Source organism: Motilibacter deserti (assembly GCF_011250635.1).
GTDB lineage: Bacteria > Actinomycetota > Actinomycetes > Motilibacterales > Motilibacteraceae > Motilibacter_A > Motilibacter_A deserti.
Map to the genome: position 1 here is coordinate 1 of NZ_JAANNP010000059.1, position 11401 is coordinate 11401.

Below are 11401 nucleotides of genomic sequence, written 5' to 3' on the forward strand. Positions count from 1 at the left end.
GGTGGGTTGCGGGGGCGGGCCTTCCGCGTGGCGCTGGCGGCGGTCGCGGTGACGGCGCTCGCCGCGTGCGGCGAGGAGGGCTCCTCGGACGAGGGAGCGGCCCCGGCCTCCAGCGCGGCCGGCAGCGCGGCGGCGGGGGCGGGCTCGTGCGAGCCGGTCTCCGGTGACGAGCTCGTCGTGCTCGAGGACGACAAGAAGCTGCAGACGGTCGACAACATCATCCCGGCCGTCACGGCGAAGTCGTCGAGCCAGCCGCTGATCGCGGCGCTGGACAAGGTCTCGGCCGCGCTCACGACCGACGACCTCGTGGCGCTCAACAAGCGGGTCGTCGTCGACCGCGAGACCTCGCCGAACGTCGCGAAGGACTACGTCGCGGAGAAGGGCCTCGCCCAGGGCCTCTCGGGCGGCTCGGGCAAGATCGTGGTCGGCGCGGCCAACTTCGCCGAGAACCAGACGCTCGCCGAGATCTACGCGCTCGCGCTGGACGCCGCCGGCTTCGACGCCTCGACGCGCACCATCGGCAACCGCGAGGTCTACCTCCCGGCGCTCACCAAGGGCCAGATCCAGGTCGTGCCCGAGTACGCCGGCACGCTCGCCGAGTTCCTCAACAAGCAGGAGAACGGCGCCGACGCCGAGGCCAAGGCCAGCAGCGACCTCGACGCCACGGTCTCGGCGCTGACGACGCTCGGGGAGTCGGCCGGGCTCGCGTTCGGCGCCCCGTCGCAGGCCGCCGACCAGAACGCCTTCGCCGTCACCAAGGCCTTCGCCGACGAGCACTCGGTCTCGACGCTGTCCGACCTCGCGTCGGCGTGCGGCTCCGGCCTGGTCCTCGCCGGGCCGCCGGAGTGCCCCGAGCGCCCGTTCTGCCGACCGGGCCTGGAGTCGACCTACGGGCTGTCGTTCGAGTCCTTCACCCCGCTCGACGCCGGCGGCCCGCTGACCCAGGCCGCGCTCAAGCAGGGCCGCGCCACGCTCGGCCTGGTCTTCAGCTCGGACGGCGCGCTCAGCGCGGGCTGACGGCACACCCGTCCCGCTGCCGCCGCTGGCGAGCAGCGGGAGCCGCAGGCGCAGATGATCAACGGGTCGTGGTCGTGACACGCCGGCGCGTCACGACCACGACTCCTTGATCGCTTCGCTTCGGGCGCCTGCGCCGATCGAGCCGCCCGCGCGCCGCGCGTCGGCTGGACAGCGGCGAGCCCGTATCCTTGGCTCCATGTCTGCCCGGCATCGCCGCCCCTCGCGTTTCGCCCGTCTCGTCTCGCGGCTCTCGGCGTTCCTTCCCGGGCGTCGCCCGGGGCCGCAGCAGCCCGCCCGCCCGGCCCCCGTGCCGGTGGCCCCGACCGCTCCCGCGGTGGCTGCCGCGAAGGCACCGGTCGCCACGGTCCTGCCGCGCCCCATCCCCGCCCCGCAGCCGTCCGCGATCGCTCGTGAGGCCGCCGCCCTGCGCGTGCAGGTCGAGCAGCTGACCGGCGAGCTGGCGACCGTGCGCGCCGAGCTCGCGAGCACGAAGGCGCGGCTCGGCAGCGCGAAGGCGCAGCTGCTCCAGGCGCAGGCCGAGGTCGTCGCCGCCCAGGCCGCCCGCGACGCGGCCGCGGTCGCGACGCACGCGATGGCCTACCCGGCGAGCGGCACCACGGGCACGCACAGCGGCCCGCTGCCCGTCGTCATCCCGCTGCGCCGGGTCAACGGCCGCACCCGCGCCGCCTGACCGACCTGCGCCTCACCGGTCCATGTCACCGGTGACGAAGAACACCGAGCACAGCACCGGCACGAGGTGCTCGAGCCGGCACCCGGGCAGCAGCGCCTCGAGCGACTGGACGTTGCCGAACGACGCGCTGCGCAGCTTCAGCCGCCACGGCACCTTCTCGCCGCGGCTCACGAGGTAGTAGCCGTTCAGCCCGAGCGGGTTCTCGGTGACGGCGTACGCCGACCCCTCCGGCACGGTGAGCACCTTCGGCAGCCGCACGTCGACCGGGCCGGCCGGCAGGGCCTCGACCCGGTCCAGGCAGGCGTCGGCCAGGTCGAGCGCCACGCGCGCCTGCTCGGCCAGCACCTCGAACCGCGCCAGGCAGTCGCCCTCGCCGCGGGTCACGAGCGGCACGTCGAGCTCCGCGTACGCCAGGTAGGGCGCGTCGCGGCGCAGGTCCGCCCCGATCCCGCTGGCCCGCGCGACCGGCCCGCTGACGCCGTACGCCAGCGCCGTCGCGCGCGGCAGCACTCCGACGCCGCGCAGCGCTGAGCGGAAGCGCTCGTCGGCGACGGACGCGGCCTCGACGGCGGGCCACTGGGAGCGCACGTGCGCCACCGCCGCGCGCGCCCGCGCCGTCCAGCCCTCGGGCAGGTCCTCCTTGAGGCCGCCGACCCGGTTGAACATGAAGTGCACGCGCCCGCCGGAGGCCTCCTCGAGCACGGCCTGCAGGGTCTCGCGCAGGGCGAGGACGTCGGGGTACGTCGCGGTCGCCCCGTCCGGCCGGGCCGGGTCCGGCGGGGAGGCCAGGAACATCAGCGAGGCGAGCACCCGGTTGAGCTCGGCGAGCAGGGTGCGCGCCCAGACCGCGCGCTCGGGGACCTCGATGCCGAGCATCCGCTCGACGGCCAGCACGACGCCGAGCTCGTTGGCGAAGGCCGAGAGCCAGTCGTGCCGGTTGGCCAGCACGATCACCTGGCGGTAGTCGCGTACCTCGAAGAGCTTCTCGGCCCCGCGGTGCATGTAGCCCGCGACCGGCTCGGCCGCGACGACGACGTCGTCCTCGACCCGGAGCCGGAGCCGGAAGGCGCCGTGGGCGGACGGATGGTGCTGGCCGATCGGCAGCACGAGGTCGGCCCGGGACGGGTGGCCGCCCGCGGCGGGCCCGTCGGGGGCTGCAGGTGACGTCAGGCCGACGCCGACGACGATCTCGGGCACGGGCGGCAATGGTGTCACCGGGCCGAGGACGCCGGGCACCTAGGCTCCCGGGGTGGACACGAGAAGCGCCGACGCGTTCGACCCGCCCGGCACGAGCTGGCTGCCGGTGTCGCCGCGGCTGGCGAGCGTGCGCCGCGGGCTCGCCGCCGCGCTCATCGGCGTGCCGGCGGTGGCCGCGGCGGTGCTGCTCGCGGTGTTCGCCGCCCTGCCGTGGGCGCTCGTCCCGCTCCTCGGGGGAGCGGCACTGCTGGCCTGGGCGTGGGCGGTCGTGGGGCGGCAGGTGGCAGCCTGGGGCTACGCCGAGCGCGACGACGACCTGCTGCTGCGCAACGGGGTGCTCTTCCGCAAGCTGGTCGTGGTGCCCTACGGCCGGATGCAGTTCGTCGACGTGACCGCCGGCCCGCTCGACCGCGCCGCCGGGGTGGCCCGCGTCCAGCTGCACACCGCGTCGGCCACCACCGACGCGTCCATCCCCGGCCTTCCGCCGGCCGAGGCCGCGCGGCTGCGCGACCGGCTGGCCGCGCGCGGCGAGGCGCGCGCGGCGGGGCTGTGAGCACCCCCGTCGAGGCGGGCCGCGTCGTCGAGCTGCGCCGGCTGCACCCGCTGACGCCCTTCGTGCGCGGCTGGAAGGCGCTCGCGGTCATCGTCGCGATCCTCGGCCAGCAGGCCGCGGAGGGGCGCGGCGGCTCGCCCACCCCGATGCTCATCGTCCTCGGGGCCGTCGTCCCGCTCGCCCTCGTCTACGGCTGGGTGGCGTGGCTCTTCACCCGCTTCGGCTTCGACGGGGAGGAGCTGCTCATCGAGAGCGGGGCGCTCTTCCGGCGATCGCGGCGCGTGCGGCTGGACCGGCTGCAGGCCGTCGACGTCGTACGCCCGCTGCTGGGCCGGCTGCTCGGGCTCGCCGAGCTGCGGCTGGAGGTGGTGGGCGGCAGGTCGAGCGAGGGCGGGCTGGCGTACCTCGGGGAGGACGCCGCCCTCCGGCTGCGCGCGGAGCTGCTGGCACGGGCGGCCGGAGTGCGCGCCGCCGAGGGCGAGGAGGCGCCCGAGGCCCCGGAGGTCGTGCTCCACAAGGTGCCCGCGGGGCGGCTCGTCGGGTCGGTTCTGCTGTCGATGCCGACGATCCTGACCCTCGGGCTGGCGGTCGTGCTGCTCGTGGGCGTGGCGATCACAGGAGAACCAGGCTTCGCCTTCGCGATCCTCCCGGTGCTGCTGCCCCTCGGCGGCGGGATGGCACAACGGCTGATCAGCGAGTTCGATTTCACAGTTGCGGGTTCGCCCGATGGGCTGCGGCTGCGGCGCGGGCTGCTGGAGACGCGTGCCCAGACGGTCCCGCCCGGGCGCGTGCAGGCGCTGCGCATCGTCTCCCCGCTGCTCTGGCGGTCCCGCGGGTGGGTCCGGGTCGAGGTGTCGGTCGCGGGCTACGGCAAGGAGTCCGCGTCCGAGAGCAGCGCCCTGCTGCCGGTCGCCCCGCGCCACGAGGCGTACGACCTGGTGCGCCTGGTTCTGCAGGCCGAGGTCGGCCCGCACCCCGGGCCGGAGGCGGTGCCGCTGACCCCCGTGCCGGCACGGGCGCGGTCGATCGACCCCGTCGCCTGGCGCGGGCTCGCCGTCGGCGCCGACGACCGCGTCTTCGTGTCGACGCGCGGGGTGCTCCGCCGGGAGATGGACGTCGTCCCGCACGCCAAGGCGCAGTCCGTACGCGTCACCCAGGGCCCGCTGCAGCGCCGGCTCGGCCTCGCCTCGCTCCATCTCGACCTGCCGCCCGGCATCCGCCCGTACGCCGACCACCGCGACGCGGCCGAGGCCGGCGAGCTGCTGCGCCGGGAGGTGGAGCTGGCCCGGGCCGCCCGTGCGCGGGCGCTGCCGGAGCGGTGGGCGGAGCGGCGCGAGGGCTGAGCTCTCGCGGGCATAGCGTCACCGAGCGAGAGCTCCGGGGAGGCCCCGTGCTCGGGCACGGGTCAGGGCTGGAGCGGCTCGTCCCACCCCGTCTGCGGCGTCCGGCAGGTCTCGCGGTAGACGTACTGCGAAGGCAGCTTCCGCTGATGGCTGGACCAGTCGATCGCGGGGCGGCGCTGCTCCGGCGGCAGGTAGCCCAGCCGGTAGACCGCCATGAGCTCGAGGTTGTCGGGCACGGCGAGCAGCTCGCAGATCTTGTCCCACTGGCCCGGGACCTCCATCGGGAACGAGATGAACTGGATGCCCATCCCGAGCTCGACGGTCGTCAGCCAGATGTTCTCCATGGCGGCGCCCATGCTGAACACCGAGTAGAACGAGGACAGCTCGCCGGGGCGGTACTCGCTGCGGTCGAGCATCACGCCGAGCAGCAGCGGGCAGCCGGCGACGAGCTTGCGGTTCTCGGCGCCGAGGGTCTGCGGGACACGCAGCGTGTTCATGAGCTTCTGCCCGCGCGAGGTGAAGACCTGGCTGGTGAAGGGGCGCAGCGGCGCGGGGAGCTTGTCGAAGAGCATGCCGTCGCGGCGCCGCTCCATCTCCTCCTGGCTGAAGCGGAAGTAGGGCTTGTAGCGCTCGAAGAACGTGCCGTTCGACATCGCCGTGGTCATGCTGCCGCCGCTGATGTCGGCGATCGCGTCGATGGTGGCGCGGTTCTCGACGAGGACGAACCGCCACGGCTGGCTGTTGAGCTGCGACGGCGCGCGGCCGGCGACCTCCATCAGCAGCCGCTGGTGCTCCTCGGACACCGGGTCCGGCAGCATCGCGCCGTTCGTCGTCCTGCGGCGCCGGATCGCGTCCAGCAGCTCCACCTGGCTACCTCCTGGTCAGTGCGAGACCGGCGGCGTAGAACGGCGCCGCCGACAGCGCCACGACCCTATGCCGGGGGCCGTGCGTCCCCAGGTAGGGAATGAGCGCGAGCGGGACCGCCGCCGGCACGAGGGCGAGGGCCGACGGTCGGGGGCGCCACACGGCGGAGCCGACGGCCGCGGCGGTCAGCGACGCGGTCGCGACGAAGAGCGCGTGGTGCGTCCAGCCGACGCGGCGGGTGTTGACGCCGAGCGCCGCCGCCGTGCCCAGCGCGCAGTTCGCCGCGTAGCTCGCCGCCGCGGCCTGCACGAGCACATCGGCGTTGCGCAGGGCTCGGGCGTTCACGCGGCTTCTCGCACCAGGAGAAGCCGGTACGGCCGCTGCCGCTCCACCCGCCACCCCGCCGGCACCCGGGCCGCGAGCTCGTCCCGGCGGTAGCTGCGCCGGATCGACAGCAGCCCGTCGACGTGCAGGAACGAGCGGCGGGCGAGCGGACGGGTGGCCACGGCGTACGCCGAGTAGGCCAGCCGGGACCGTTCGATGTCGTTGTGCACGACGAGCCGCCGGGCGAGGGCCGCGCTGTCCGCGAGCAGCGCCGCGAGGCCGGCCTCGTCGAGGTGGTGAAGCAGGTGGTTGGAGGTGACGACGTCGAAGCGCTCACCGGCGGCGACCAGCTCGGCCGAAGACGCCCGCCGGAACGCGACGCCGGCGTCCGGGGCGGCGGTCGCGAAGGCGTACGCACGGTCGTCGGGGTCGATCGCGGTCACGTCGAGCCGCAGCCCGTCGCGCCGCGCCCACCCCGCGAGGGCGCGCGGCACGTCGCCGCCGCCGAAGCCGACGTCGAGCAGCGTCGTCGAAGAGTGCGCGGACAGCAGCGGCCGCAGCCGGCGCACGTAGACCCGCCGCCACCCGGACACGGCGCGGTTGACCGCACGGAACTGCGCATAGGTCGAGCGCAGCTTGCCGAGGTCGCACTCCGGGTCGTCCATGAGCTCGCGGACCGCGGTGTCGCGGGCCGACAGGTCGGGCATCACGCGGCCCCGAGCGTCAGCAGGCCCGTCTCCACCGTCAGGCCCGGGCCGAAGGCGACCGCCACCACGCTCGCCGGGCCGGCCTGGCGCGAGTGCAGGATCTCGCGCAGGACGAACAACACGGTCGCGCTCGAGACGTTGCCGTAGTCGCGCAGCACCCCGCGCGACGGGGCGAGCTGGGCGTCGTCGAGCCCCAGCGCCGACTGCACTCGGTCGAGAATGCTGCGCCCGCCGGGATGGACGGCCCAGTGCTCGATGCCCGCGGCGTCCCGGTCGCCGAGCAACGGGTCGAGCGCGCCCCGGATGTCGGCCTCGATGATGCGTGGCACGTAGCTGCTGAGCACCATGTCGAAGCCTTGGTCGCCGATCGTCCACGCCATGTCCTGCTCGCCCTGCTCGGAGAGCACGGTCTCCAGCGACTCGATCGTCAGCGTCGGCTCGCCCGCGGGCGCGGGCCGCGCTGTGACGACGGCCGCCGCGGCGCCGTCGGCGAAGACGGAGGAGGAGACGATCGTGTCCGGGTCGTTCGCGACGTGCAGGTGGAGCGTGCAGAGCTCGACGCACACGACGAGCACGACCGCGTCCGGCTCGGCCTGGCAGGTCGACCGGGCCGCGCGCAGCGCCGGGAACGCGCCGTAGCAGCCCATGAAGCCGACGTGGAGCCGGCGGGTCGAGGGCGGCAGGCCGAGCTCGCGCACGAGCAGGTAGTCCGGGCCCGGCGCGAAGAACCCCGTGCACGACACCGTCACCACGTGGGTGACGTCCTCCGCCTCGAGCCCCGACGTCTTGAGCGCCCGCCGGCCGGCCTCGACGAAGAGCTCGCGCGAGAGCCGGGCGTACGCCGCGTTGCGCGTCCCGGTCGACGGCGTCAGCACGTGCCCCGACCCGTGGTCGAAGAAGACCGGGCCGCCGGCCGCGGCCTCCTCCAGCTCGTCGAGCACGGTGTGCCGCGTCTCGATGCCCGAGGCGTCATAGACGGTGCGTACGAGCCGGCGCGCGAGCGGCGTCAGGCCGGGCTGGGCGGCCATGAGGTCGCGCAGGACGGCCTGCGGCATCGGCCGGGGGACCGCGGTCTCGATGGAACGGATGTGCACCGCGCGCGCGGTCACGCGGTCTGCCGAGCGTCGCTCGTGCGTCGGGTCATGCCCTGGTCCTGCCCACGCGCCCTAGTTGAGCATGCGGGCAGACCGGGCGCGCGTCGGTGACGGTCGCGGCTGGTCGCGCTCAGGAGACGAGCTCTCTGGTGTCGATCCGGAGCTGCAGGTCACCCACGGCGATGGAGGCCGTCGGCTCGTGCCGGCCGAGCCGGGCGACGACCCGGTAGCTGCCGTCGCGCAGCTCGTGCGCCGTGAGGGTCTCGTCGCGGGGGGCGACCACCCAGTAGCAGGGAGCGCCCGCCGCCGCGTACTCGGCGAGCTTCTCCACGAGGTCACGCGCGCGGTCGCTCGACAGCACCTCGGCGAGCAGACGCGGGGTCCCCGTGAACTTCACGACGTCCTGCGGCTGTGGCTCCAGGACGATCAGGTCCGGCCCCCACTCCTGGTCGTCCGGCTTCCAGGCGACGTCGGACAGGACCTCGAGGCCGTCCGGGAGCTGGTCCTCGACGACCCGCATCAGCCGGCGCAGGACACGGCCGTGGTACGGCGTCGGCCGGTCCATCACGACGGCGCACCCTGCTTGGTACTCGTTCGGCGGGTCGTCCGGCAGCTCGAGGTAGTCCGAGTACGACATAGGGATGCGCGTGGTCATGGCCGACCTCCTCGTGCGAACGGTAGCCGCTGCCGGCGAGCTGCACCCCGCCCCGAGCTGCCCTGTGGACGACGGCCCCCTCCGGCGCCGAGGAAGCTGCCTGCCGGCCGTCGTCACGGGTGGCGGCCCCTCCTACGCTGGGCCGGGTGCGAGGCAGCGCAGCGTCGGAGCCCGCGCCCGCCCGGCTGCGCTGGGCGGTCGAGCTGCTCGGCCACCGCCCGCAGGACCGGGTCCTCGAGGCCGGCTGCGGGACCGGGGTGGCGGCCGGGCTGGTCTGCGCGACCCTGACGACTGGCCATCTGCTCGCCGTGGACCGGTCGGCCACGGCGGTGGCCCGCGCGCTGGCGCGCAACGAGGCGTACGTCGAGTCCGGCGTGCTGACCGTCCGGCGGGCCGCGCTCGCGGGCCTCGATGTCGAGCCCCGGTCGTTCGACCGCGCCTTCGCCGTCAACGTCAACGTCTTCTGGACCTCACCGGCGGCTGACGAGTGTGCGGCGCTCGCCCGGGCGCTCCGGCCCGGCGGACGGCTTTGCGTCCTGTACGACGCCGGCCCCACCGCCGCCGAGCGGGTGGTCGCGGGCACCTGGGCCGCGCTCGAGGCCGCCGGCTTCGACGGGCTCGAGGCGGTGCACGACTCGGCGGGCGCCGGCGTCACGGGACGGGCGCCGGCCCGTCGCTGAGCCGGGCGAGGCCTACCCCGGCTGCGCGTCCCAGCCGGTGTAGGTCCCGCCGTTGCGCTCGACCACCTCGCGCACGGCCACGAGGTCGCTCTCCAGGAACGACGCGTCGAGCGTCCCGGAGCTCGTCGCGGTCAGCTCGAAGCTGTCGGACTCGCGGACGTTCACGACGGGGGTGACGGTGAGGCCCAGGACGGTCAGCTCGGTGGAGACGCTGTCGAGGGTCGGCTGGTCGTCGAAGCGGGCGTAGTGCTCGACCGCCACCGGCTGGCCGGCCTTCAGGCCACGGGCCAGCGCCCGGGCGACGACCTGCTGGTCGGCGGGGGCGAGGCTGCCGAAGCCGGCCGTCGTGGTCCCGGCGGGGCTGGGCCGGGCCGGGGCGGACGTGGAGGAGGCGGGGGCCGAGGGGGTGATGGGTGCGGGCCCGGACGGCGCGACGGGGCTGGGCTGGCCCGCGGGCTCGCTCGCCAACGGTGGGACCGCGGGAGCGGACGGGTCGCCCGCGGAAGCGCCGGTGGTCGCCGAGGGGCCGGCGGGCGCGGCGGTGCCGTCCTCGTCGCCGCCGGAGCACGCGGCGGTGGCCAGGAGCAGGGCCAGGGCACCTGCGGCGGGGGACAGGCCGGCACGGAAGGACATGTCCCCATCGTCCCGCATCCGCGTGAGGGAGGGCCGCGCGTTTCAGCGGACGGCCGTTGCGTCTCCCCCTACGCTGGCCCGCACCATGATTCCGCCGCTGGTCCCCGATGCCTTCGACCCTGCCTCCGCCGCGTTCGTCGCCGACCCCTACCCGACCTACGGCCTGTTGCGGAAGCTCGGCCCGGTCGCCTGGTCGCCCCGCACCGGGCAGTACGTCGTCTCCCGCGCCGCCGACGTCGACGCCGTGCTCCGCGACCGCCGGTTCGGCCGTTCCTACCTGCAGGTCGCGACCCACGCCGAGATGGGCCGCCCGGAGGACGCGCCGCACCTCGCGCCGTTCTGGGACGTCGTCCGCGACGGGATGCTCGACACCGAGCCGCCGGACCACACGCGGCTGCGGCGGCTCGTCGCCAAGGCGTTCACCCCGCGCCGGGTCGAGGGGATGCGCGCGTCGATCGACGCGACCGCCCGCCAGCTGGTCGACGACCTGGTCGACGCCGGCAGCGACGGCTCGGTCGTCGACCTCAAGCCGGTCGTCGCCGAGCCGCTCCCGGTGTCCGTCATCGCCGACCTGCTCGGCGTCCCGCCGGCGGACCGGCACCTGTTGCGCCCGTGGTCGCAGGACATGTGCCGGATGTACGAGCTGCGCCCCACCCCGGACGACGAGGTGCGCGCGGTCCAGGCCGCCGAGGAGTTCGCCGCGTACCTGCGCGAGCTGGCCGCGCAGCGCCGGGCCCGGCCGCAGGACGACCTGGTCACCGCCCTCGCCGAGGTCGTCGACGAGGGCGAGCGGCTCACCGAGGACGAGCTCGTCGGGACGTGCGTGCTGCTGCTCAACGCCGGCCACGAGGCCACGGTCGGCGTGACGGTCAACGGCATCGCGGCCCTGCTGGCCCACCCCGACCAGCTCGAGCGCGTACGCGCCGACCCGGCGCTCGTCCCGACCATGGTCGAGGAGCTGATGCGCTACGACACCCCGCTGCAGCTCTTCTCGCGGTGGGCGCTCGAGGACGCGGACGTGGGCGGCGTGCCGGTCGCCCGTGGCAGCCAGGTGGCGTTGCTGTTCGGGTCGGCCAACCGCGACCCCGAGCGCTTCGAGGACCCGGACCGGTTCGACGTGGGCCGCTCCTCGAACCCGCACATCAGCTTCGGCGCCGGCATCCACTACTGCCTCGGCGCCCCGCTCGCCCGGCTCGAGCTGCAGGCGCTCTTCGCCGAGCTCGTACGCCGGGTCCCGCGCCTCACGCCTGCCGGGGAGCCGCGCCGGGGCCGCGGCTACATCATCCGCATCCCCGAGACGCTGCCCGTCACGGTGGCCTGAGCGCCCGAAGGGCCGGCGGTGCATGACGCACCACCGGCCCTCGGCATGCCCGGCCCCGACGTCTGCGCGCGCCCGGGCCTGGAGCAGGTCAGAAGGTGAAGCGGTTCACCTCGGCCTTGAGCCCGCTGGCCATGGAGGCCAGCTCCGCGACTGCGGTCTGCGACGCGGAGAGCGCGCCGGTGGTCGTCTCGGCCGCGGCGGAGACGCCGGTGATGTTGGCCGCGATGGCGCCGGTGCCGGTGGCGGCCTCGCTCACGGAGCGGCTCATCTCGTGCGTGGTGGCGGTCTGCTCCTCGACCGCCGAGGCGATCGTGGTCTGGAA

The 11401-nt window shown here is 75.2% G+C and carries 13 protein-coding genes and 1 pseudogene; 6 read left to right on the plus strand and 8 right to left on the minus strand.

Going from position 1 to position 11401, the window contains the following annotated elements; all coding sequences use genetic code 11:
• Window positions 1–6 precede the first annotated feature (6 nt).
• Window positions 7–1017, plus strand: coding sequence for a glycine betaine ABC transporter substrate-binding protein (locus tag G9H71_RS18745; RefSeq protein ID WP_166284325.1), 1011 nt, complete (start codon window positions 7–9; stop codon window positions 1015–1017).
• A gap of 196 nt (window positions 1018–1213) precedes the next feature.
• A complete protein-coding gene (locus G9H71_RS18750) occupies window positions 1214–1708 on the plus strand; it encodes a hypothetical protein (RefSeq protein ID WP_166284317.1) in 495 nt (164 codons plus the stop codon).
• A 12-nt stretch (window positions 1709–1720) separates the two neighbouring features.
• On the opposite strand, the gene G9H71_RS18755 is transcribed toward G9H71_RS18750, so the two are convergent.
• Window positions 1721–2896: an NADH-quinone oxidoreductase subunit D gene (locus G9H71_RS18755; protein ID WP_166284326.1), complete on the minus strand. Its 1176-nt coding sequence runs from the start codon at window positions 2894–2896 to the stop codon at window positions 1721–1723.
• Between the two features lie 61 nt (window positions 2897–2957).
• On the opposite strand from G9H71_RS18755, the gene G9H71_RS25275 reads away from it, so the two are divergent.
• Complete coding sequence (locus G9H71_RS25275; protein ID WP_166284318.1) at window positions 2958–3458, plus strand: PH domain-containing protein; 501 nt, start codon at window positions 2958–2960, stop codon at window positions 3456–3458.
• A complete protein-coding gene (locus tag G9H71_RS18765; protein ID WP_166284319.1) occupies window positions 3455–4801 on the plus strand; it encodes a PH domain-containing protein in 1347 nt (448 codons plus the stop codon). The genes G9H71_RS25275 and G9H71_RS18765 overlap by 4 nt, the downstream gene beginning before the upstream one ends.
• A gap of 62 nt (window positions 4802–4863) precedes the next feature.
• Here G9H71_RS18765 and G9H71_RS18770 read toward each other — a convergent pair whose 3' ends face one another.
• The 5 genes from G9H71_RS18770 to G9H71_RS18790 form a co-directional block, all read right to left on the minus strand.
• The gene (locus G9H71_RS18770; RefSeq protein WP_166284320.1) at window positions 4864–5667 is read right to left on the minus strand and encodes a nitroreductase family protein; all 804 of its coding nucleotides are present in this window, start codon (window positions 5665–5667) and stop codon (window positions 4864–4866) included.
• Window positions 5668–5671: 4 nt separating this feature from the next.
• A complete protein-coding gene (locus G9H71_RS18775; RefSeq protein ID WP_231135090.1) occupies window positions 5672–6010 on the minus strand; it encodes a hypothetical protein in 339 nt (112 codons plus the stop codon).
• A complete protein-coding gene (locus G9H71_RS18780; RefSeq protein ID WP_166284328.1) occupies window positions 6007–6696 on the minus strand; it encodes a methyltransferase domain-containing protein in 690 nt (229 codons plus the stop codon). The genes G9H71_RS18775 and G9H71_RS18780 overlap by 4 nt, the downstream gene beginning before the upstream one ends.
• A complete protein-coding gene (locus G9H71_RS18785; RefSeq protein ID WP_331273111.1) occupies window positions 6696–7790 on the minus strand; it encodes a type III polyketide synthase in 1095 nt (364 codons plus the stop codon). Before G9H71_RS18785 ends, G9H71_RS18780 begins: the two co-directional genes overlap by 1 nt.
• 130 nt (window positions 7791–7920) lie before the next feature.
• Window positions 7921–8445 carry a Uma2 family endonuclease gene (locus G9H71_RS18790; RefSeq protein WP_166284321.1) on the minus strand — a complete coding sequence of 175 codons (525 nt, stop codon included), beginning with the start codon at window positions 8443–8445 and terminating at the stop codon, window positions 7921–7923.
• Window positions 8446–8591: 146 nt separating this feature from the next.
• Here G9H71_RS18790 and G9H71_RS18795 point away from each other — a divergent pair, with 146 nt between their 5' ends.
• Window positions 8592–9125 carry a class I SAM-dependent methyltransferase gene (locus G9H71_RS18795; RefSeq protein ID WP_166284322.1) on the plus strand — a complete coding sequence of 178 codons (534 nt, stop codon included), beginning with the start codon at window positions 8592–8594 and terminating at the stop codon, window positions 9123–9125.
• Between the two features lie 12 nt (window positions 9126–9137).
• Here G9H71_RS18795 and G9H71_RS18800 read toward each other — a convergent pair whose 3' ends face one another.
• The gene (locus tag G9H71_RS18800; protein ID WP_166284323.1) at window positions 9138–9758 is read right to left on the minus strand and encodes a ribonuclease E inhibitor RraB; all 621 of its coding nucleotides are present in this window, start codon (window positions 9756–9758) and stop codon (window positions 9138–9140) included.
• A gap of 85 nt (window positions 9759–9843) precedes the next feature.
• On the opposite strand from G9H71_RS18800, the gene G9H71_RS18805 reads away from it, so the two are divergent.
• Window positions 9844–11079 carry a cytochrome P450 gene (locus tag G9H71_RS18805; RefSeq protein WP_166284324.1) on the plus strand — a complete coding sequence of 412 codons (1236 nt, stop codon included), beginning with the start codon at window positions 9844–9846 and terminating at the stop codon, window positions 11077–11079.
• An 88-nt stretch (window positions 11080–11167) separates the two neighbouring features.
• Here the strand turns inward: G9H71_RS18805 and G9H71_RS18810 are convergent.
• A pseudogene (locus G9H71_RS18810) lies at window positions 11168–11401 on the minus strand (methyl-accepting chemotaxis protein); the annotation flags it as partial.

Excerpts from the sequence above, each read along its gene's own strand:
- G9H71_RS18790 (WP_166284321.1), bottom strand. The coding sequence starts at position 8,445 with ATGACCACGCGCATCCCTATGTCGTACTCGGACTACCTCGAGCTGCCG.
- G9H71_RS18800 (WP_166284323.1), bottom strand. The coding sequence starts at position 9,758 with ATGTCCTTCCGTGCCGGCCTGTCCCCCGCCGCAGGTGCCCTGGCCCTG.
- G9H71_RS18750 (WP_166284317.1), top strand. The coding sequence starts at position 1,214 with ATGTCTGCCCGGCATCGCCGCCCCTCGCGTTTCGCCCGTCTCGTCTCG.
- G9H71_RS18780 (WP_166284328.1), bottom strand. The coding sequence starts at position 6,696 with ATGCCCGACCTGTCGGCCCGCGACACCGCGGTCCGCGAGCTCATGGAC.
- G9H71_RS18805 (WP_166284324.1), top strand. The coding sequence starts at position 9,844 with ATGATTCCGCCGCTGGTCCCCGATGCCTTCGACCCTGCCTCCGCCGCG.